The organism is Paenirhodobacter populi (assembly GCF_004022215.1).
Taxonomy (GTDB): Bacteria; Pseudomonadota; Alphaproteobacteria; order Rhodobacterales; family Rhodobacteraceae; genus Rhodobacter; species Rhodobacter populi.
In genome coordinates this window covers 101,894-122,775 of sequence record NZ_SAUZ01000001.1, presented here as the reverse complement: position 1 = coordinate 122,775, position 20,882 = coordinate 101,894, and the positions used below count along the sequence as shown (strand labels likewise).

The following is a 20,882-nucleotide window of genomic DNA, read 5'->3' as shown; positions in this document are numbered from 1 at the left end:
GACCCCTGTCCGCGCGACGGGGGCGGCCAAAGCAGGGGGCCAGCCCCCTCTTGGCCTGCGGCCAATTCACCCCCGGGATATTTATGGAAACACGAAAGGGAAAGCCGCGCGGCCGCGCGGATCCGGGGCTTGCGAAGACCTGCCGTCCCGGGCGATAGAGGGAAAGGACATGACAGGAGGGACCTGATGGCTCCGAAATTCGGCACCAGCGGCCTGCGCGGCCTTGTGGTGGAACTTACCCCCGAACTGGTGGCGGATTACACCCGCGCCTTCATCCGCGCCTGCCCGACCGGCGGCACGGTCATGGTCGGACAGGATTATCGCCCCTCCTCCCCCGACATCGCCGAAGTGGTGCTGCGCACCATCGCGGCCGAGGGGATCACCGCGGTCGATCTGGGCACGCTGCCGACGCCCGCGCTGGCACTGGCCAGCCTGACCGCCGGTGCGGCGGCGATCATGGTGACGGGCAGTCATATCCCCGCCGACCGCAACGGGCTGAAATTCTACGTGCCGACGGGCGAGATCACCAAGCATGACGAGGGAGCGATCCTGTCCGCCCTCGGCCAGCCGCCCGCCGAAACCGCTCCCGGCCGGATCGAGGTCCGCGCCGACGCGGGCGCGCGCTATGTGGAGCGCTACACCACGGCCTTCGGCGATGCGGCGCTGGCGGGGCTGCGGATCGGGGTTTACGAACACAGCTCGGTCGCGCGCGAGATCCTGAAGGAAACGCTGACCGCGCTTGGCGCGACGGTGGTGCCGCTCGGCTTTTCCGACACCTTCATCCCGGTGGATACCGAGGCGGTCGATCCCGAGACCCGGGCGCTGTTCCGCGGCTGGTGCGCGGAACATGGGCTCGACGCGCTGGTGTCGACCGATGGGGATGCCGACCGGCCGATGGTCACCGATGCCTCGGGCGAGGTGATTCCGGGCGATATCCTTGGCGCGCTGACCTCGCGCAGCTTGGGCGCGCGGGTGCTTTGCGTGCCGGTTTCGGCGAACAGCATGATCCGGCAGATGCCCGATTTCGAACGGATCGTGGCGACGAAGATCGGCTCGCCCTTCGTGATCGCGGCGATGGAGGCGCAGCTTGCCGCCGATCCGACCGCGCGCGTCGCGGGTTACGAACCGAACGGCGGCTATCTGCTGGGCTTCACCGCGCAGGGGCCGGCGGGACTGATGGCGCCGCTGATGACGCGCGACTGCCTGTTGCCGATCATCGCGCCGCTGGCGGCGGCGAAGGCCGCGGGCCTGAGCCTTGCCGATCTGGTCGCCGCGCTGCCGCCGCGCTTCACCGCCGCCGACCGGCTGACGGAAATCCCGACCGAGAACGCCAAGGACTTCATCGCCACGCTGAGGGATGACCCCGGCCCGCGCGACGCCTTTTTCGCGGCGACGGGCAGGATCACCTCGGTCGATCTGACGGATGGGCTGCGGCTGAGCTTCGCCGACGGCACCGTGGTGCATCTGCGCCCCTCCGGCAATGCGCCGGAGTTCCGCTGCTATGTCGAGGCGGACAGCAAGCAGGCGGCGGCCGAGGTGCTGGCGCTGTATCTGGACAAGCTCGCGGCCCGGCTGCGCTGAGCCTTGCGACCGCCTAGCGGCGGTCGCCCTCTTCTTCCCCGTCATTGTCCGACAGCGGAACGGAAACCTTGTCCGGCGCGGGTTCCTCGGCCGGTTCCGCTTCGGGTTCCGGTTCCGCCTTGGGGGCTTCGGTCTCCGGATGCGCCAGGGCGCGGGCCAGCGTTTCCGGGTTGCGCAGCCACAGGTCCCGCTGCGCGAAGGGAATCTCGATCCCCTCCTTCGCGAAGCGTTCGACGATCTGGTGCAGCATCTCCGACTTGACCGAGCCGCCGAAATTCACGTCCGACAGCACCGCGTAGATGGCAAAGTTCAGGCTGTCGGCGCCCAGATCGGTGAACTGCACCGCCGGACCCGGGTTCATCATCACCAGCGGGTGCCCCTCGGCGATTTCCTTGAGGATGGTGATCACCTTGCGCGTATCGGTGCCATAGGCCACGCCGACCTTGATGACCACGCGCCCATGCTTGTTCGTGCGGGTCATGTTGGTGACGGACCCGGTGATCAGCGAGGCGTTCGGGATCACCACCTCCGACCTGTCGAAGGTCTCGATCCGGGTCGAGCGGACCGAGATCGACTTCACGATCCCCTGCTGGCCGCCCACCTCGATCCAGTCGCCTTCGGAGACCGGGCGCTCGACCAGCAGGATGATGCCGGAGACGAAGTTCTGCACGATCGTCTGAAGGCCGAAACCGACGCCGACGGACAGCGCACCGGCGACGATGGCGAGCGAGCTGAGGTTGATCCCGGCGATGGAAATCGCCAGCACCGCGGCCAGGAAGATGCCGATATAGCCCGCACCCGAGACGATGGCATTCTGCCCGCCGCGATCCAGCCGCGTCTTGGGCAGGATGGTCGAGCGCAGCGCGCCCTGCAACATCCGGGTGATCATGTAGCCGATGACGAAGACCACGGCGAAAGCCAGGAACGACCCGGGCGAGATCCGCACCCCGCCGACCGGGAACCCGTCAAGGAACCGCGCCCAAAGCTCGGTCAGTTCCTCGGGCCGCGCGCCCCAGACCAGCGCGATGACCGGCAGCGACAGAAGACCCAGCACCACGCCGAACAGGATCGGGGCCAGCGCCTCGCCCTTGTTGTCCTCGCTGTGGGTGAGGACGGCGTAGATATCGGTGACATAGGCCTGCAGCACGGCGATGGTGGCGATCACCCCCAGCGTCACGATCGTCGGCCAGAGCAGCGCATTCGCCGCCGCGACATAGCCGATCAGACCCAGCACCGGGCTGACCACGCCGATCACGATCAGCAGCGTCGCCGTCCATCTGAGCAGGTTCTGCCGGAAGGCGGCCGCGTCGTCCTGCGACTGCATGATCGCCAGCTGATGGCGCATCAGCTGCCCCATGCGGAACAGCGCGAGCCCGGCCACGATCAGCAGCGGCAGTTGCAGCACGGCCAGCGACGCCTCGGCGTTCTCGGCGATCTCCGAGGCCTTTTCCGCGCCGACCCGCCCCGCGCCGCCCAGATAGTTCTCCGCCCGCGGCGAGATCCAGTGTTCCAGCAGGTATTGCAGCGCGAGCATGAAGCTCATCATCGCGGTGTGGACACGCCCCTCGGCCCGGCCGTCGTCGGTGAAGCCAAGCACGCTCGGCGTTTCGGAATTGATCGGAAAGATGCGCGCCCCAAGCCACCACGCCGCCGTCACCACCAAGAGCACCAGCGGCAGTTCCTGGAAGAAGGCCGTCATGATCGGGCCGAGCATCGTCGTCAGCTTCAGCGCGTTGGTCAGCAAAAGCGCACCGACGACCGGCAGCGCCACCTGCCCGAGCGAGACGAACCCGGTGACCAGTCCGCGCCCGCGCAGCGCCGTCTTTTGCGTCATCCAGCGCGCGACCCACATCATCCAGCGGCTGCCGCGCAGCATCAGCACCGCCGAGGCCAGCACCAGCGCCGCGATCAGCGGGGCGTTTTCGCGCAGGTTGTTGTAGGTCGCGGATTGCATCAGGCGCCAGCGCGTCTCGTCCGAGATCCACTTGCCCATCCAGCCGAGCATGGATCCCGCCGTCGCCCAGTTGTGCGGATTGAACACCGAAGGCGAGATGCGCAGGAGCTTGTCGGCCTGCCGTTCGCGCACGATCTTGTCGATGCCGCGGATGATGCCGTCGGCGCGGCTTGCCGCCTCGCCGGCCGTGATGCCGGGGGCCTGCAGCTTGGCCAGCCCCTCGTTCAGCGTCTTGCGGCGTTCGGCGATGGCCGGATCCTCGGTCGCGCCTTCGGCCGGCGGATCGCCAAGCGCCGCGATCTGGTTCTTGGCCGCCGCGATCTGGTCGCTGTTGATGCTCTGCGCCTCGGTGAACTCGCTGCGCCATTTCACCATGTCGGCGCGGACCGTGGACAGCCGCGTATCCGTCGCGGTGCCGTCGGCGACCAGCGCCTCGGCACTTTCGGCGGCTTTCGTCCAGGCGTCGTAGTCGGGGGCCTGTATGTCCTGTGCGGAAAGCGGAAACGCGAGCAGGAGCGCAACAGCAAGACTGCGCAGGATAGTCAGGATCATCCTTCAAACACCTCCGGAACGGGCCGCGCCGGACGGTCCATCCATTCCGGAACCGGCAACCCTTTCGCCTTCAGAAACTCAGGGTTGAACAATTTGGACTGGTAGCGGTTCCCGTAATCACACAGGACCGTGACGATCACATGCCCCGGCCCCATGTCGCGCGCCATGTGGATCGCCCCCGCGACATTGATGCCCGAGGACCCGCCGACGCACAGCCCTTCATCGGACAAAAGGTCGAAGACCACGGGCAGCGCCTCGCTGTCGTGGATGTTGTAGCTCATGTCCGGGGTGAAGCCTTCGAGGTTCTTGGTGATGCGCCCCTGCCCGATGCCCTCGGTGATCGAGGAGCCTTCGGATTTCAGCGCGCCGTGGGCGTAATAGTTGTGGATGGCCGAACCGTCGGGATCGGCAAGGCCGATCTTGACCCCCTTCGGCTGCAACGCCATGCCGGCGCCCGCAAAGGTGCCGCCGGAACCGACCGAGCAGATGAACCCGTCGACCTTGCCCTGCGTCTGGTCCCAGATCTCGGGGCCGGTGGTCTGGATATGGGCTTCGCGATTCGCCACGTTGTCGAACTGGTTCGCCCAGATCACGCCGTTCGGATCGGTCTTCGCCAATGCCTCGGCCAGACGCTGCGAATAGCGCACGTAGTTGTTCGGGTTGGAATAGGGCGCGGCGGGGACCTGCACCAGCTCGGCCCCGGCAAGGCGCAGCATGTCCTTCTTTTCCTGGCTCTGCGTTTCCGGAATCACGATGACCGAGCGGAACCCCATCGAGGCGCCGACCAGCGCCAGCCCGATGCCGGTATTGCCGGCCGTGCCCTCGACGATGGTGCCACCGGGCTTGAGCTGCCCCCTGGCGATCGCGTCGCGGATGATGAACAGGGCGGCGCGATCCTTGACCGACTGACCCGGATTCATGAACTCGGCCTTGCCGAGGATCTCGCAGCCGGTCAGCTCGGACGCCTTTTTCAGCCGGATCAGCGGCGTGTTGCCCACGGCCGCGGCCAGATCCTTGCAGATGGTCATGTGCCCCTCCATCGAATTGCGCATTTGCCCCCATGACTAGGCCGCAAAAGGCCCGTCCTCAACCCCCGTCGCGCGATCCCGGCGCGTGCAGGCCGACTTCGGCGCGCAAACCGGGGCGCAACCGTTCAAGCCACAGCGCAAGGACCAGAAGCGGGCCGTTGTCCGCCTCGCCGCGCTCGATCATCTCCATCAGCCGCGCGAAGGGGATCAGGTGGGGGCGGATATCCTCGCCCTCTTCGGGCAGGCCGCCGGGCCGGGCGGAGCCGTCCGACAGATCGGCGAGCCCGACGAAGCAATACAGATATTCGGTCTTGGCCCCCGGCGAGGGGTAGAAATGCGGCGCCTCCAACAGGCGCGAGATCGACAGCCCCGCCTCTTCCCCCGCCTCGCGCAGCGCCGCCTCGGCCGGGGTTTCACCAGGATCGACCCGCCCCGCGACGGGTTCGAGCGACCATGGATTCGCATCCCCCCGCGCGAAAGGCCCGGCGCGGAACTGTTCGACCAGCAGCACCCGGTCCAGCACCGGGTCGTAGGGCAAAACCACCGTCGCATCGCCGGAGACAAAGGCCGCGCGCGGCAGCGGCCGGCTCATCTTGCCCGCAAAGGTGCGGTAGCGCAGGACGTAATCCTCGACCGCGAAGAAATGCGCGTAGCCCGTGTGCATCGAGTCGACGACCACATCGCCCGGCTCGGGCGTGCGGCGCAGTCCGTCCGGATGCGGCACGGCGGCGCGCAGCCGCGATGCCGCCCGCACGAGGATCATCGGATAGCGCGTCACCGCATCCGCCTGCGGCACCACCCCGCGCAACGCCATGTATTCGCGCGCGGCCAGCGGCACGATGCGGCCCCATTTCCGCTCCCACGCCGCGAAATCCCACGCACCATCGGGCGCCATGTGGCCCGGTTCGGGCAGGTAGACCTGCGCCGCGACCTCGCGCCCGTCGGCGAGCGTCACGGTCCGTTCCACCCGCTGATAGCCCGCCTCGTAGAAATCCAGCCGCGCCTCGTCCCCCGGCGAAAGCCGCAGCACCTGCCCCCGCACCTGCCCGCCCTCGGCCGGGACCAGCACGGGAAATGTCAGCGCATGTCCGTGGTCATCCTGCGCATTCCGGGTCGCGTATCCCGCAAGCGTGGCGGTTTCCGTTTCCGCCTCATGGCCGAGAACCTCGGCCAGAAGCGGCGCATGGCACAACGTGCCGTAGAAAAAATGCAGTCTGTCCAATCGTCCGCCTGTTCATCCCTGCATCGACCCGGGGAGGAGGGCCAAGGCGCGCGCCAGCCGGGATGCGACCGCCCGCGCAGGCCGCTCAGCGTCGTCGCCGGGCGGCCCGGTTGCTGACGATAGCCGAAAGCGTCCCGCCCAGAAAGAGCACGATCCCCAATTCGGGCCGCGCAAGCTCCGCCGCCACGCCCACCGCGCGGAACAGGAAGTCGGTCAGCATGGCCTCGAACCCGCGATAAAGCCCGCGTCCCGCCAACCGCGTCACCGCCTGCAAGGCCGGGAAGGTCACCAGCGACAGACCGACCCATCCGGCCCCCGTCAGCCCGCGCACCAGACGCCGGCGCGGCGACATGTCCAGACCGACCAGATACCAGCCGACCAGCACCCCGGTTCCCGCCGCGACGATGCCGGCGGCCGGCCCCGGCCCGATCATGCCCGCCAGCGCCCCCGCCCCGCCCATCGTCACCGCCGCCACCGCGCGCACGCCATCCGGCTGCGCCGTGCCGCGCCTGTTGAACACGAGCCTGACCATGCGCCCTCCGATTCACATCGGCGGAGCCTGCCGCATCATTATGGCCGAATTGCAGAGGGATAGGGCTTTGACTGCGCCGCCCCCGCGTGCAAACCTGAAACAGGGCCCGAGTCCGCCCCGGAAAGAAGCTGTCCCGATGACCAGATTGATCGTAGCCGATGCAGCCATGCGCAACCTGCTGGCGAAACGCGAGGATGCCCACAAATACGTCTACGGGCATGCGCTCGTGCTGTCGGGCGGGCCGGGCAAGGGCGGCGCCGCGCGGCTGGCGGCGCGGGCGGCGCTTCGGGTCGGCGCGGGGCTGGTGACGGTGGCCGCGCCACAGCCGGCGATCGCGGAACATGCCGCGCAACTGAATGCGGTGATGCTGACGCCCCTGCCCGATTCCTACAGCCTGCGCGGGATGCTGACGCAGGACAAAAGGCTGAACGCGCTGCTGCTCGGCCCCGGAATGGGCATCAACCGCGCGCGGGAAATGGTGCCCGCCGCGCTCTGGGCCGAACGGGCGACGGTTCTGGACGCCGACGCGATCACCGCCTTCGCGGAAAACCCGGTGCAGCTGTTCGGCATGCTGCACGACAAGGTGGTGCTGACCCCGCATATGGGCGAATTCGGCCGGCTGTTCCCGGATCTGGCGCAGGCGGCAAAGGACGGCAGCCTGACCCATGTCGAGGCCACCCGCCACGCCGCCGACCGCGCCGGATGCACGGTGCTGCTGAAGGGTGCGGAAACCGCGATCGCGGCGCCGACGGGGGAAACCGCGCTCCACCGCGCGGTGGGGTCGACGGCGGCGCCGTGGCTGGCGACGGCGGGCTCGGGCGATGTTCTGTCGGGGATCGTGACGGGGCTGCTCGCGCGTGGCCTTTCCCCATTCGAGGCGGCCGGGACCGGCGCCTGGCTGCATGCCGCCGCCGCCCGCGCCTACGGCCCCGGCCTGATTTCAGAAGACCTGCCCGAAATGTTGCCGCGGGTCTTCGCCGATCTGGGCCTGTAGGCCGTTTCAGGGCCGTTTATCCCTTTTTCAGGGGAACGCGCGCCTGTATACGGTCGGGACGATTTGGATGCGCACCCATCGGGTGACAATAGCGGAGGCACGCATGGCAGGCTCGGTGAACAAGGTGATCATCGTAGGCAATCTCGGACGGGATCCGGAGGTGCGCAGCTTCCCGAGCGGAGGCAAGGTCTGCAACCTGCGGATCGCCACCTCCGAGACCTGGCGCGACAAGCAGTCGGGCGAGCGCAAGGAACGCACCGAATGGCATTCCGTCGCGATCTACAACGAGAACCTCGTGAAGATCGCCGAGCAATATCTGCGCAAGGGCTCCAAGGTCTATGTCGAGGGGCAGCTCGAAACCCGCAAATGGCAGGATCAGTCGGGTGCCGACCGCTACACCACCGAGATCGCGCTGCGCCCCTTCCGCGGCGAGCTGACGCTGCTTGACGGCCGCGATGGCGGATCGTCCTCGGGCGGGCGGTCCTCGGGCGGATATGACGACAGCGCGCCGTCCTACGGCGGCGGGTCGGACAGCTACGGCGGATCGCAGCAGGGCGGCGGCGGCCGGTCCGGCGGCATGGACGACGACATCCCGTTCTGAGGCGGCAGGCCAACAGCGGATCTTGCAGAACGATCCACGAATGGGAAACAGACAGGGCCGGTCGCTTTACGCGACCGGCCCTTTCCCGTCCGGGGCGGCACATGGATTCCCCGGCGGAATCGCATGCGTAGCGAATCCTACATCTCCGATACCTGTTTTTCCGGCGCACAGCCTGCTGCGGGCGCACCGGAATTGCCGCATTGCAGAATCAAGGCCTCGGTCGATACCGCTAACACCGCCCGGAGCCTGCAGAATCGCGCCTCCTCCGGGCGGCCTCTCCGCCTGGGGTTTCAGTGATTATCCATTGAAATCAATGCACAACGCCAAATTCTTCGACCCTGCAAAAGCGACAGGCAGCCATGCATGAAGAACTGCTGACACCATTCGGCAAACGGGTTAAACGTAAAGGAAGAGGAGAGCGCAGGGACGTATCAGATGACCCCCCGACCCGCCGTGACATGGGCCGCCCGCTGCGGCGCAGCAACCGCGCAGAAGGCCGCCGGCCTTGTTGCGGGGCGTCTCCTCCATCGGTCCCGATTCCGCATCACGGCCCTGGAACATTCCGGCCCCTACGGTGGCGCGATGGCGGGCTTTCAACTTGAACTTGTAGGCCCCACGCCCTGCGACTATAAGCCGCACGGACAGGACGAACTAAGCGAGGAAGGGCAGCCATGACCCGTAAACTGCCTAGAAAAGTCGTCGATGCAGCAAGCACCCTGATCAGGGGACGCAGCAAGCCCGAAACCGCCAGACGCGACCTGCTGAACACTGCGGTGCCGCCCACGACGGTCACCACGCAGGTCTCGTGGCCCGCGCGGGCGGGGGCGGCGCGCAAGCCCGTCGACGTGCTGCTGATCGGCGGCGGCATCATGAGCTCGACCCTCGGCGTGCTGCTGCACGATCTGGAACCGGACTGGTCGATCGAGATGATCGAGCGGCTTGATGACGTCGCCGCCGAAAGCTCGAACGGCTGGAACAACGCCGGCACCGGCCATTCCGCGCTGTGCGAGCTGAACTACGCGCCGATGGACGACCACGGTGACGTGCACATCGAAAAAGCCGTCATGATCAACGAACGGTTTCAGGTCTCGCGCCAGTTCTGGACCTACCAGCTGTCGCGCGGCGTGCTGAACGATCCGCCGAGCTTCATCAACTCGACCCCGCATATGAGCCTCGTCTGGGGCGACGACAACGTCGACTATCTGCGCAAGCGGTTCGAGGCGCTGAAATCCTGTGCGCTCTTCGCGGGGATGGAATTCTCGACCGATCCGGAAAAGATCGCCGAATGGGCGCCCCTGACGATGGAGGGGCACGAACCCTCGCGCAAGGTCGCGGCCACCTGGTCGCCGCATGGCACCGACGTCAACTACGGCGAGATCACCCGTCAATATGTCACCTATCTGGCCGCGCAGCCGCAGTTCCGCCTGCATCTGTCGAGCGAGGTGCGTTCCATCCGCCGCAACGATGACGGCACCTGGCGCGTCAGCTATCAGAAGGGCGGCGCCGGCATGCAGGAGGTGGACGCCCGCTTCGTGTTCATCGGCGCGGGCGGCGGCGCGCTGCCTCTGTTGCAGGAGGCGGGCATTCCCGAGGCGCGCGATTATGCCGGCTTCCCGGTCGGCGGCTCGTTCCTCGTCTCCGAAAATCCCGATGTCGCCGGTCGCCACAAGGCCAAGGTCTATGGCCGGGCCGATGTCGGCGCGCCGCCGATGTCGGTGCCGCATCTGGACAGCCGCGTGCTGGACGGCAAGCATGTGGTGCTGTTCGGGCCGTTCGCGACCTTCTCGACCAAGTTCCTGAAAAACGGGTCTTATTTTGAGCTTCCCGCCTCTGTCACGCGGCGCAACCTGTGGCCGATGCTCAGCGTGGGGATGCACAATTTCGACCTCATCACCTATCTGGCCGGTCAGCTGATGCTGACCGACAAGGACCGGCTGGCCGCGCTGCGCAAGTTCTACCCGAACGCGCGGGCCGAGGACTGGCACCTGTGGCAGGCCGGACAGCGGGTGCAGGTGATCAAGCGCGACCCGGAAAAGGGTGGCGTTCTGAAACTCGGGACGGAAATCGTTTCTGCGCAGGACGGATCCATCGCCGCGCTTCTGGGCGCCTCACCCGGGGCCTCGACCGCCGCGCCGATCATGTTCGACCTGCTGGAGAAGGTCTTCCCCGAGCGGATCCAGACGCCGGAATGGCAGGAAAAGCTCCACCAGATCGTGCCGAGCTATGGCCGCAGGCTGAGCGAACATCCCGACCTGCTGGAATCGGAACTGCGCGCCACGGCGAAGGCTTTGCAGCTTTCGGTCAGCCCCGCCCAGCTGAAGATCGTGTCGAGCGAACGGATCGCCCCGCGCGGATCGCTGAGCGACATTTCCGACATCGCCATCTGACGGGGGGAGCCCTGCCCTTCCGGGCCGGGCCGAAGCTCCGGGACGCTTGACAGGATCTCCGCGAGACCGCATTCAGCGTCAGGCGCGGCCCCGAGGGTCGCGCGCAAGACCTGCCGCCGCGCCGATGCCGGATCGCATCGCGGAAACATTGCCAGACCCGTGAAGGCCAGACCCGTAAAGGATCGCCCATGACGCCAGAGGAACGGATCGCCGCCGCCGAACAGGCAACCGCGGATACGCAACTGGCGGCGGTGAAGCTCGTCACACGGATCATGGATGGCTACAAGACCCCGCCCGAGGCGCGCAAGCGGATTGCCCGGCTGCTGATTACCCTGTCCGCCAGCGCCCCGAACCAGGCCGAAGCGCAGCTTGCGCGCCTCGTCGCCGCCGCGCTGCGCAAGGACACCTGACCGCGATCCCTACCTGACGCAGAGGCTGCAGGATGTATGGCATCGTTGCGTTTCCGCCGGCCAGAACGAATGCGTCGAGAATAGGGCAAGGATCGGTTTCGGCTGGCCAGGCTCGCCAATTTCCGTCCATGCGGCGCGCCGCCAGCGCCCAAAACGCTGAGGATATTCCCTCCCCGAAATCATCTGCGGCGGCGTTCCCGGGCTCTTCCTCTGTCGCCCGTCGCATCCGGCCGAACGGACGGCGAAAGACAGCGCAACACATCTGACGCCATCTCCCGCGCTGGCTCCTTCGGATCGGGCAATCTGGCACTATCACCCAGGCCACGGCAGGCGCACCAATATGACAGAACCCCGTCAGGAGACGCGCCATGACTCTTTCCTTTTCCCAAAACGATCTGAGCCACGCGGTCGAGGCCGACCGCAACAACGTCTGGCACCACCTCAGCCAGCACAAGCAATATGAAACCGTCGATCCGCGCGTCTTCGTCGAAGGCAAGGGGATGCGGCTGTGGGATGCGACGGGGAAGGAATTCCTCGACGCCGTTTCGGGCGGGGTCTGGACGGTGAACGTCGGCTATGGCCGCGAAAGCATCGCCAATGTGATCCGCGACCAGCTCATCAAGCTGAACTACTGGGCGGGCGCCGGCGGCACGGTTCCGGGCGCGCTCTTCGCCGAAAAGCTGCTGACCAAGATGCCGGGGATGAGCCGCGTCTATTATTCCAACTCCGGCTCCGAGGCGAACGAGAAAGTCTACAAGATGGTGCGCCAGATCTCGGTGCGCCACTACAAGGGCAAGAAGAACAAGATCCTGTTCCGTGATCGGGACTATCACGGCACCACCATCGGGACGCTGGCCACCTCGGGTCAGGACCAGCGGGCGGAGCAATACGGGCCGTTCCCGGACGGCTTCGTGCGGGTGCCGCATTGCCTCGAATACCGCAAGCAGTGGGACGTGGAAAACTACGGCGAACGCGCGGCGGATGCGATCGAAGAGGTGATCCTGCGCGAAGGCCCGGACACCATCGGCGCGATCGTGCTTGAACCCGTCACCGCGGGCGGCGGCGTCATCACCCCGCCCGAGGGCTACTGGCAGCGCGTGCAGGAAATCTGCCGCAAATACGAGATCCTTCTGCATATCGACGAGGTCGTCTGCGGCGTCGGCCGCACCGGCACCTGGTTCGGCTACCAGAACTACGGGATCGAGCCGGATTTCGTCACCATGGCCAAGGGCGTCGCCTCGGGCTACGCGGCGATCTCCTGCACCGTGACGACCGAAAAGGTCTTCGACCTGTTCAAGGACGCGCCCGAAGACACGATGTCCTTCTTCCGCGACATCTCGACCTTCGGCGGCTGCACCGCGGGCCCCGCGGCGGCGCTGGAAAACCTGCGCATCATCGAGGATGAACAGCTTCTGGAAAACACCATCGCGATGGGCGACCGGCTGATGGACAATCTGACGACCCTGATGGACAAACATGCCGTTATCGGCGATGTCCGCGGCAAAGGACTGTTCTGCGGCGCAGAACTGGTCGCAGACCGCAAGACCCGCGAGCCGATGGACGAAAAGAAGGTCGCGGCCGTGGTCGCCGATGTAATGGGACAGGGCGTCATCATCGGCATGACCAACCGCTCGATCCCGAAATACAACAACACGCTCTGCCTCAGCCCGGCGCTGATCGCGAAGCCCGACGACATCGACCGCATCACCACTGCGATCGACGGCGCGCTGACCCGCGTTTTCGGCTAAACGGCATGCGCCATCGGCGCGTGCGCAGGATCTTGAACGCCCGCCTTGGCGGGCGTTCGCATTTTGGTTGCTCCGCAGGCCGCAGTCGGGCCAGATCGCGTCCATGCCGATTCCCGCCGAAGCCTTCTTCCTCGACCGCAACACCGGTATCCCCCTGCAGGCACAGCTGCGCCGGCAGATCATCGCCGGCGTGCTCGAAGGCCGCTTCCGCGCGGGCGAGAAACTGCCCTCCTCGCGCCATCTGGCCACTCATCTCGGCGTCGCGCGGGTCACGGTGGCGCAGGCCTTCGCCGAACTCGTCGCCACCGACTACCTGACCAGCCGCGACCGCTCCGGCCATTTCATCTCGGACCGGATCGAGCCGCTGCCCCCTACCCCGGATCCTTCCGCCGCCGGCCCCCGCTTCGACTGGTCGGCGCGGATCGACGGCCGGTTCCGCGCGACGGAACGCACCGACCGCATCGCGGACTGGCGCGGCTACCGTTATCCCTTCGTCTACGGTCAGGCGGATGCCGCGCTGGTCGACCATACCGCCTGGCGCGACTGCGCCGTCCGCGCGCTCGGGCGGCGCGAATTCATCCCCCTCACCAGCGACCTCTACGGCGAGGACGACCCCGAGCTGATCGACTACATCGCCCGGCAGATCCTGCCCCGGCGCGGCATCCGCGCGGGGGCCGACCGGATCCTGCTGACGCTTGGCGCGCAGAACGGGCTGTGGCTCGCGGCGCAGGTGCTGCTTGGCCCCGGACGCGCGGCGGCGATCGAGGATCCCTGCTACCCCGGCCTGCGCCAGATCCTTGCCCCCACCGGCGCGCGGGTGACGGCGGTTCCCGTGGATGCGGACGGGCTCGACCCCGACAGGCTGCCGCCCGGCCTTGCCGCCGTCTTCACCACCGCCAGCCATCAAAGCCCCACCGGCACCGCCATGCCGGACCTCCGTCGCCGCGCCCTGCTGGACCGCGCGCTCCGCGACGGCTTCGCGGTGATCGAGGATGACTACGAATTCGAGATGTCCTTCGCCGGCAGCCCCTCCCCCGCGCTCAAGGCGCGCGACGATGCGGGCGCGGTGATCCATGTCGGCTCGTTTTCCAAGACCGTGTTCCCCGGCCTGCGGCTCGGCTATATCGTCGCCGACCGCGAGGTGATCCGCGAGGCCCGCGCGCTCCGCGCGCTGGTGCTGCGCCATCCGCCCGGCGTGTTGCAGCGCACGCTCGCCTATTACCTCTCGCTCGGCCATTACGACGCGCAGATGGCCCGGATGCGCGTGGCCTACGCCCGGCGCCGCGCCGCGATGACCGAGGCGATGACCGCCCACGGCCTGATCCCCGCGGCGGAAACCGACCGCGGCGGGTCGAGCTTCTGGATGCGTCTGCCCGAAGGCGTCGTCTCGGCCCGCCTCGCCGCCGATCTGCGCGCGCAGGACGTGCTGATCGAACCCGGCGAGCCCTTCTTCGCCCATCCCCCGGACGGCGCGGGGTTCTGCCGGCTCGCCTATTCCTCGATCCCGGTCGAGCGCATCCCCGAGGGCATCGCCCGCATCGCCCGCGCGCTGAAGGCGTGACAAGCTCAAGGCGTGACAAGCCGCCCCGCCCGATCTAGAACCGCGCCAAAGGAGAATGCCATGCAACTCTGGGTCGGTCTGGGAAATCCCGGCGCGAAATATGCGGGCAACCGCCACAACATCGGCTTCATGGCCGTCGACCGGATCGCCGCGGATCACGGCTTCGGCCCATGGAAGGCGCGCTTTCAGGGGCAGGTGTCCGAGGGTCGCTTCGGCTCCGACCGGGTGATCCTGCTGAAGCCCGAGACCTTCATGAACCTCTCCGGCCAGTCGGTGCGGGCGGCGACGGATTTCTACAAGATCCCGGTCGAGGCCATCACCGTCTTTCACGACGAACTGGACATCGCGCCCTCGAAGATGCGGCTGAAGCACGGCGGCGGACATGCCGGCCACAACGGCCTGCGCTCGATCCACGCGCATATGGGCGAGGCCTACCGGCGCATCCGGCTGGGCATCGGGCATCCGGGAGACAAGGCGCAGGTGGCGAATTACGTTCTGGCGGATTTCGCCAAGGCGGACCGCGACTGGATCGACGACCTGCTGCGCGGGATTTCCGATGGCGCGCCCGCGCTGGCCGCGGGGGAGGAGCAGAAATTCCTCAACGCCGTCAGCCTGCGCACCCATCCGCCGCGCTCCTCGGCGGGCACGCATCCGGAACGCACCGCCGCGCCGAAGCCCGAAACGCAACCGGCGCCCGAGGATTCCCGGACGCCGATGCAAAAGCTGGCCGACAGGTTCCGGCGCTGATCACCAGGTGCCGTGGTTTTCCATCGACACCCAAGGCTCCGCCGGGGCCTTGGCCGGGCCCGCCTGCAACAGCTCGATCGACACATTGTCGGGCGAGCGGACGAAGGCCATATGGCCGTCGCGCGGCGGGCGGTTGATCGTCACGCCATTGTCCATCAGCTTCTGGCACAGGACATAGATATCCTCGACCTCATAGGCGAGATGGCCGAAATGGCGGCTGTCCGAGGGCAATCCGCTGTCTCCGTCCCAGTTGTAGGTCAGCTCCACCGGGCATTCCGGCTGACCTTCCGGCGCCATGAAGACCAGCGTGAAGCGGCCCTTTTCATTCTCGATCCGGCGGATCTCCTTCAGGCCGAGAAGTTCGTAGAACTTCATGCTCTTCTCAAGGTCCAGCACCCGCACCATCGTATGCAGATATTTGACTTTCATCGGATTCCCCGTGTTTGCGTGATGGGGGGATGATAGGGCAGCCACGCGCGGGGTCCAGTCGCGATGCGACGGTCCCGATGCGATGGTCCTTGCCCGGACTTGCCGATAATATGCCCGCGAATCTCAAGGAGGCCCCCATGTCGCTTACCCCCGAACAGCAAGCCGAGATCGAGGCCCAGCGGAGCGAGACCCGCCCCACCCTGCGCGCGACCGCGCCCGGGATGGAGGCGCATCTTTATACCGCGCATCTGGTGCTCGACCACGGGCTGGTGCGGGTGATCGACTACATGGGCGACGACAGCGCCATCACCCAGGCCGCCCGCGTCAGCTATGGCCGGGGCACCAAGGCGGTGTCGGACGACCGCGGCCTGATCCGCTACCTGATGCGGCACTGGCACTCGACCCCCTTCGAGATGTGCGAGGTCAAGTTCCACGTCAAGCTGCCAGTCTTTGTCGCGCGGCAATGGATCCGCCACCGCACGGCGAATGTGAACGAATATTCGGCGCGTTATTCGATCCTCGACCGGGAATTCTACATCCCCGCGCCGGATCAGCTGGCCGCCCAGTCCAGGGTCAACAATCAGGGCCGTGGTCAGGTTCTGGAAGGGGCCGAGGCGGCGCGCGTTCTCGACCTGCTGCGCGAGGATGCGATGCGCGCCTATGACCATTACGAGGACATGCTGACCCCCGACGAGGCGACCGGCAAGCTTGGCCTTGCGCGCGAACTCGCCCGGATGAACCTGCCCGCCAATATCTATACCCAATGGTATTGGAAGGTCGATCTGCACAATCTGTTCCATTTCCTGCGGCTGCGCGCCGATGCCCATGCGCAGTATGAAATCCGCGCTTATGCCGAGACGATCTGCGCCATCACCCGCGACTGGGTGCCGAATGCCTATCAGGCCTTCGAGGATTACCGGCTGGGCGGCGTCACGCTCTCGGGTCAGGCGGTCGGCGTGCTGAAGCGCCGCCTTGCGGGGGAAGAGGTGACGCAGGAGACCTCGGGCATGAGCAAGGGTGAGTGGCGCGAATTCACCGCGGTCTGGGGTTAAGCGCGGAGCGCGGCGCGGGCCGATGGGGAATCAGGGGGCCAGCCCCCTCTTGGCCTTCGGCCAATTCACCCCCGGGATATTTAGGGAAGAATGAAGGGAAAAGGGGTGCTCGGGATTTACGGGCGCACCTTCAGCCTAGTCGGGCGAGCGCGGGGAAGGTTTCCAGCAGCCAGAAGGCGATCGCCGAGAAGGCATCGGTCAGCAGCAGCAGGCCGACCAGCACCAGAAGCAGGCCCATTGCCCGTTCGATCAACCGCATATGCGGCTTGATCCGGTTCATCAGGCCGAGCGCGTGGCGGATGAACACCGCCGCAAGCAGGAACGGCAGCCCAAGCCCCACCGCGTAGACCGCGAGCAGCCCGGTGCCGCGCCCCATGTCGCCGCCCTGCGCGGCGATCGACAGGATCGCGCCGAGTTGCGGCCCGATGCAGGGCGTCCAGCCGAAGGCGAAAGCCAGCCCCAGCACATAGGCGCCAAGGCTCGACCCGCCCTGATCGCCGGCGTCGAGCCGCGCCTCGCGGTCCAGCAGGGGGATCCGGTAGAGGCCGAGGAAATGCAATCCGATCGCGATGATCACCGCCCCGGCGATGCGCCCGAACAGCACCTGATTGCCGAGGAAGAACTGCCCGAAGGCCGAAGCCGCGAAGCCCATGAACAGGAAGACGGTGGACAGACCCAGCACGAAGAACAGCGCGGGCAGCACCGCCGAGCGGCTGCCCCCCCGCAGGTCCCCCATGCTGACGCCGCCCATATAGGCCAGATAGGGCGGCACGATCGGCAGGACGCAGGGGCTGAGGAACGACAGCATCCCCGCCGCCAGCGCGACCAGCGCGGCAGGCAGGAAAGAGGCGTCGATGAGGTCAATTCCGAACATGGCTTCCCATAGCATCCGCCTGCCCGCGCGTCACCATCCCGCCATGGGATGAAATGTAAACCGCCGGGACAGAGCCCGGCGGTCTTGTGTTATTGCGCTGCCGACCACCAGCCGCGCCGCTTGGGCTTCGGCGGGGCATCGGGATCGTCGGATGCCTCATCGGACGAGGTGTCCGGGACTTCCTGCGGTGCGTCGTCCGGAATTTCCGGCTCAGGCACCGGCAGTTCCACGGGCGGCAGATCGGGCGTTTCCGACGGCGTTCCGGGCACCTCAACCGGCGGTTCCGCCGGAACGGCCGGTTCCGGCGCAGGCGGCACCTCCGGTTCGGTCGGCAGATCCGGTTCCGGCGCAGGCGGGGTTTCCGGTGCGGGCGGCACGTCCGGCGCAGGTGCGGGCGGCACGTCCGGCGTGTCGGGCACCGAAGGCGTCTCGGGCGTGCCTTCGCTCACCTGCGCTTCGGCCGAGACGGCCTCGGGCGCCGGGGTTTCCTCGGCGACGGCCTTCTTGCGGCTGCGGCGACGCTTCGGCGCTTCCGGGACCGCTTCGGCGGCCGGAGCGGCTTCGGCCGGGGCCTCCGCCGGAGCGGTCTTCTTGCGGCTGCGCGGCGTGGTCGATCCGGAGGTCTTCGACGAGGTGCGGCGGGTGCGCTTCTTCGGCGCCTCCTCCACGGGTTCGGCGGCGGGCTCGACCGCGGGTTCGGCAGGCTCTGCCACGGCGACCACCGCCTCGGGCGCCGGTTCCGCCGGAGCCTCCGGCACTGCCTCGGCGGGCGGCAATTCCGGCAAGGTCACGCCGGCCAGCGACGCGGCCGCGGCGGCGCGGGCGGCATCCTCTTCGGCCTCGTCATCGCCCGCAGCATCGCCCGCAGGCGCGGCTTCATCCTCATCCGCGCTGTCCGATGCCTCGTCCGACGCATCCCCGGTGCCATTGCCGTTCTTCTTCTTGCGACGACGGCGGCGCTTTTTCTTGCGCGGCGCATCTCCGTCCTCGGCGGATTCCGGGTTGGTTTCCTCGGTCTCGGCCTCGGCTTCTTCCTGATCCTCCTCGTCGAGGATCTCCGCCTCGTCGATCTCCGCCATCAGTTCGGCACTCGCCGACACCACGGTGGTGTGAACCTCGGGCACCAGCCGGGTCGCGGTCTTGAACTTCTCGATCGAATAATCGGGGCTGACCAGCGTCGGATCCGCCTCGATCCGCACGGCCATGCCGTAGCGCAGTTCGATCGACGCGATGTGTTCGCGCTTGACGTTCATCAGGTAGTTGGCGACGGCGACCGGGCATTTCACCAGCACCTCGCGCGACCGCTTGCGCGTGCCCTCTTCCTCGATGGCGCGCAGGACCTGCAGCGCGAGGCTGTCGTCCGAGCGGATCAGCCCGGTGCCGTGGCAATGCGGGCAGGGCTGCGTGGTCGATTCCAGCATGCCGGGGCGCAGGCGCTGGCGCGACATCTCCATCAGGCCGAAGCCCGAGATGCGGCCGACCTGAATCCGCGCCCGATCGGTCTTGAGCTTTTCCTTCAGCCGCTTCTCGACCGCGGCATTGTTGCGCCGCTCTTCCATGTCGATGAAGTCGATGACGATCAGACCGGCAAGGTCGCGCAGCCGTGCCTGACGGGCGACCTCTTCGGCGGCCTCGAGGTTGGTCTTGAGCGCCGTTTCCTCGATCGAGCCTTCCTTGGTGGCCCGGCCCGAGTTCACGTCGATCGCCACCAGCGCCTCGGTCACGCCAATCACCAGATAGCCGCCGGATTTCAGCTGCACCACCGGGTTGAACATGCCGGCCAGATAGCTTTCGACCTGGAACCGGGCGAAGAGCGGCAGCTGTTCGTCATAGTGCTTCACCATGCGCGCCTGCGACGGCATGATCATCTTCATGAAGTCCTTGGCGACGCGATAGCCGCGTTCGCCCTCGACCAGAACCTCGTCGATGTCCTTGGAGAAGAGATCGCGGATCGAGCGCTTGATCAGATCGCCTTCCTCGTAGATCGGGGCGGGCGCGATGGATTTCAGCGTCAGTTCGCGGATCTGTTCCCACAGCCGCATCAGATATTCATAGTCGCGGCGGATTTCCGTGCGGGTGCGCTGCGCCCCGGCGGTGCGGATGATCAGCCCGGCGCCCTGCGGCACCTCCAGCTCGCCCGCGATTTCCTTGAGCTTCTTGCGGTCGGCCGCCACGGTGATCTTGCGGCTGATGCCGCCGCCACGCGCCGTGTTGGGCATGAGCACGCAGTAACGACCGGCCAGCGACAGATAGGTGGTCAGCGCCGCGCCCTTGTTGCCGCGTTCTTCCTTGACCACCTGCACCAGCATGATCTGGCGCACCTTGATCACTTCCTGGATCTTGTAGCGGCGTGCACGCGGCTTGCGCGGAGCGTGGATTTCTTCCTGCACATCCTCGTCGGCGACGGATTCGATCCCGTCGTCTTCCGAATGGTCATGATGGGAGTGATCACCGTGATCGTGATCATGGTCTGCGGATTCCGGTGCGGTTTCGGGCGCGGAGCCCGTTTCGGGCACCGGCACGACATGTTCCGCCGAAACCTCGTCGGTTTCCGGCGCTTCGACCACATCCATGCCCGGAATGTCTTCGGACCGGATCACCTCATCCGTTTCCGCCGCCTGTTCGGCCTTGGCGGCGCCGCGATTGCGGCGCGGGCGGCGCTGGTTGCGGGCGGCGCGATCCTCGGCCTCGTCGGCCTCGGCGAACGCGCGTTCCTCTTCCAGAAGCGCCTGCCGGTCGGCGACCGGGATCTGGTAGTAATCCGGATGGATTTCAGCGAAGGCCAGGAAACCGTGCCGGTTTCCGCCATAATCGACAAAAGCGGCCTGGAGCGAAGGCTCCACCCGCGTCACTTTTGCCAGATAGATATTTCCGGCGAGCTGCCGTTTGTTGATGGTTTCAAAGTCGAATTCCTCGACCTTGTTGCCGTCCACCACCACCACGCGGGTTTCTTCCGCATGTGTGGCATCGATGAGCATTTTCTTTGCCATGTATCCGTGTTCCCCATGCCGAACGCCGCCCTTCCCCCGGAGGAGAGGCGGCACAGGCACGGTTTTTCGTTGAGGCGATGGCTGGCGGATACAGGCAGGCGGGGGCGACCAGAGGCCCGCCCGTCATCATCTGCCCGATATGTTTCAGCGCCATCGCGGTTCGTCCTAAGCGCGAGGATCTTCCCGGCGCCCGATTTAAGCCCTCGCGCCGAGGCGCTGA

General features: G+C 66.9%; 16 protein-coding genes. 9 read left to right on the top strand and 7 right to left on the bottom strand.

All coding sequences use genetic code 11. The features are described 5' to 3' along the window. Window positions 1-186: 186 nt before the first annotated feature. Entirely contained in the window at window positions 187-1,581 is a 1,395-nt protein-coding gene (locus D2T30_RS00550) for a phosphomannomutase (protein WP_128207216.1), read from the top strand. A gap of 13 nt (window positions 1,582-1,594) precedes the next feature. Here D2T30_RS00550 and D2T30_RS00545 read toward each other — a convergent pair whose 3' ends face one another. The 4 genes from D2T30_RS00545 to D2T30_RS00530 all read right to left on the bottom strand — a co-directional run bounded on the left by D2T30_RS00545 (window position 1,595) and on the right by D2T30_RS00530 (window position 6,869). Next, on the bottom strand, window positions 1,595-4,087 hold the full coding sequence (locus D2T30_RS00545) for a DUF3772 domain-containing protein (RefSeq protein WP_128207215.1): 2,493 nt from the start codon (window positions 4,085-4,087) through the stop codon (window positions 1,595-1,597). Next, window positions 4,084-5,115 (bottom strand): cysteine synthase A, encoded by a 1,032-nt coding sequence (locus D2T30_RS00540; protein WP_128207214.1) that lies wholly within the window; start codon window positions 5,113-5,115, stop codon window positions 4,084-4,086. Before D2T30_RS00540 ends, D2T30_RS00545 begins: the two co-directional genes overlap by 4 nt. A 58-nt stretch (window positions 5,116-5,173) precedes the next feature. After that, the gene (locus D2T30_RS00535) at window positions 5,174-6,337 is read right to left on the bottom strand and encodes a gamma-glutamylcyclotransferase (protein ID WP_128207213.1); all 1,164 of its coding nucleotides are present in this window, start codon (window positions 6,335-6,337) and stop codon (window positions 5,174-5,176) included. 85 nt (window positions 6,338-6,422) lie between these two features. Next, the gene (locus tag D2T30_RS00530) at window positions 6,423-6,869 is read right to left on the bottom strand and encodes a hypothetical protein (protein ID WP_241651148.1); all 447 of its coding nucleotides are present in this window, start codon (window positions 6,867-6,869) and stop codon (window positions 6,423-6,425) included. 136 nt (window positions 6,870-7,005) lie between these two features. Between D2T30_RS00530 and D2T30_RS00525 the strand changes: the two genes are divergently transcribed. From D2T30_RS00525 to pth, 7 genes are all read left to right on the top strand, one after another. After that, entirely contained in the window at window positions 7,006-7,863 is an 858-nt protein-coding gene (locus D2T30_RS00525; protein WP_338325425.1) for an NAD(P)H-hydrate dehydratase, read from the top strand. Between the two features lie 103 nt (window positions 7,864-7,966). Continuing rightward, window positions 7,967-8,464: a single-stranded DNA-binding protein gene (gene ssb, locus D2T30_RS00520; protein WP_164881784.1), complete on the top strand. Its 498-nt coding sequence runs from the start codon at window positions 7,967-7,969 to the stop codon at window positions 8,462-8,464. A gap of 671 nt (window positions 8,465-9,135) precedes the next feature. Further along, window positions 9,136-10,851 carry a malate dehydrogenase (quinone) gene (mqo, locus tag D2T30_RS00515; RefSeq protein ID WP_128207209.1) on the top strand — a complete coding sequence of 572 codons (1,716 nt, stop codon included), beginning with the start codon at window positions 9,136-9,138 and terminating at the stop codon, window positions 10,849-10,851. 188 nt (window positions 10,852-11,039) lie between these two features. Beyond that, entirely contained in the window at window positions 11,040-11,261 is a 222-nt protein-coding gene (locus tag D2T30_RS00510; RefSeq protein ID WP_128207208.1) for a hypothetical protein, read from the top strand. 368 nt (window positions 11,262-11,629) lie between these two features. Further along, window positions 11,630-13,009, top strand: a complete 1,380-nt coding sequence (gene tpa, locus D2T30_RS00505) for a hypotaurine--pyruvate aminotransferase Tpa (protein ID WP_128207207.1) — start codon at window positions 11,630-11,632, stop codon at window positions 13,007-13,009. 103 nt (window positions 13,010-13,112) lie between these two features. Next, the gene (gene pdxR / locus D2T30_RS00500; protein WP_128207206.1) at window positions 13,113-14,570 is read left to right on the top strand and encodes a MocR-like pyridoxine biosynthesis transcription factor PdxR; all 1,458 of its coding nucleotides are present in this window, start codon (window positions 13,113-13,115) and stop codon (window positions 14,568-14,570) included. Window positions 14,571-14,630: 60 nt separating this feature from the next. Further along, window positions 14,631-15,317, top strand: a complete 687-nt coding sequence (gene pth / locus D2T30_RS00495) for an aminoacyl-tRNA hydrolase (protein ID WP_128207205.1) — start codon at window positions 14,631-14,633, stop codon at window positions 15,315-15,317. Here the strand turns inward: pth and D2T30_RS00490 are convergent, their stop codons facing one another. Further along, complete coding sequence (locus D2T30_RS00490; protein WP_128207204.1) at window positions 15,318-15,746, bottom strand: VOC family protein; 429 nt, start codon at window positions 15,744-15,746, stop codon at window positions 15,318-15,320. 137 nt (window positions 15,747-15,883) lie between these two features. Between D2T30_RS00490 and thyX the strand changes: the two genes are divergently transcribed. Continuing rightward, window positions 15,884-16,798 (top strand): FAD-dependent thymidylate synthase, encoded by a 915-nt coding sequence (gene thyX / locus D2T30_RS00485; protein ID WP_128207203.1) that lies wholly within the window; start codon window positions 15,884-15,886, stop codon window positions 16,796-16,798. 130 nt (window positions 16,799-16,928) lie between these two features. On the opposite strand, the gene D2T30_RS00480 is transcribed toward thyX, so the two are convergent. Next, complete coding sequence (locus D2T30_RS00480; protein WP_128207202.1) at window positions 16,929-17,672, bottom strand: cytochrome c biogenesis CcdA family protein; 744 nt, start codon at window positions 17,670-17,672, stop codon at window positions 16,929-16,931. A gap of 89 nt (window positions 17,673-17,761) precedes the next feature. After that, window positions 17,762-20,662 carry an Rne/Rng family ribonuclease gene (locus tag D2T30_RS00475; protein ID WP_128207201.1) on the bottom strand — a complete coding sequence of 967 codons (2,901 nt, stop codon included), beginning with the start codon at window positions 20,660-20,662 and terminating at the stop codon, window positions 17,762-17,764. Between the last annotated feature and the right edge of the window lie 220 nt (window positions 20,663-20,882).

Bases quoted from the DNA above. Each gene is read 5' to 3' on its own strand.
- D2T30_RS00525 (WP_338325425.1), top strand. From the start codon at position 7,006: ATGACCAGATTGATCGTAGCCGATGCAGCCATGCGCAACCTGCTGGCG.
- pth (WP_128207205.1), top strand. From the start codon at position 14,631: ATGCAACTCTGGGTCGGTCTGGGAAATCCCGGCGCGAAATATGCGGGC.
- D2T30_RS00480 (WP_128207202.1), bottom strand. From the start codon at position 17,672: ATGTTCGGAATTGACCTCATCGACGCCTCTTTCCTGCCTGCCGCGCTG.
- D2T30_RS00530 (WP_241651148.1), bottom strand. From the start codon at position 6,869: ATGGTCAGGCTCGTGTTCAACAGGCGCGGCACGGCGCAGCCGGATGGC.
- D2T30_RS00550 (WP_128207216.1), top strand. From the start codon at position 187: ATGGCTCCGAAATTCGGCACCAGCGGCCTGCGCGGCCTTGTGGTGGAA.
- D2T30_RS00475 (WP_128207201.1), bottom strand. From the start codon at position 20,662: ATGGCAAAGAAAATGCTCATCGATGCCACACATGCGGAAGAAACCCGC.
- D2T30_RS00540 (WP_128207214.1), bottom strand. From the start codon at position 5,115: ATGACCATCTGCAAGGATCTGGCCGCGGCCGTGGGCAACACGCCGCTG.
- D2T30_RS00510 (WP_128207208.1), top strand. From the start codon at position 11,040: ATGACGCCAGAGGAACGGATCGCCGCCGCCGAACAGGCAACCGCGGAT.
- mqo (WP_128207209.1), top strand. From the start codon at position 9,136: ATGACCCGTAAACTGCCTAGAAAAGTCGTCGATGCAGCAAGCACCCTG.
- ssb (WP_164881784.1), top strand. From the start codon at position 7,967: ATGGCAGGCTCGGTGAACAAGGTGATCATCGTAGGCAATCTCGGACGG.
- tpa (WP_128207207.1), top strand. From the start codon at position 11,630: ATGACTCTTTCCTTTTCCCAAAACGATCTGAGCCACGCGGTCGAGGCC.
- D2T30_RS00490 (WP_128207204.1), bottom strand. From the start codon at position 15,746: ATGAAAGTCAAATATCTGCATACGATGGTGCGGGTGCTGGACCTTGAG.
- thyX (WP_128207203.1), top strand. From the start codon at position 15,884: ATGTCGCTTACCCCCGAACAGCAAGCCGAGATCGAGGCCCAGCGGAGC.
- D2T30_RS00545 (WP_128207215.1), bottom strand. From the start codon at position 4,087: ATGATCCTGACTATCCTGCGCAGTCTTGCTGTTGCGCTCCTGCTCGCG.
- pdxR (WP_128207206.1), top strand. From the start codon at position 13,113: ATGCCGATTCCCGCCGAAGCCTTCTTCCTCGACCGCAACACCGGTATC.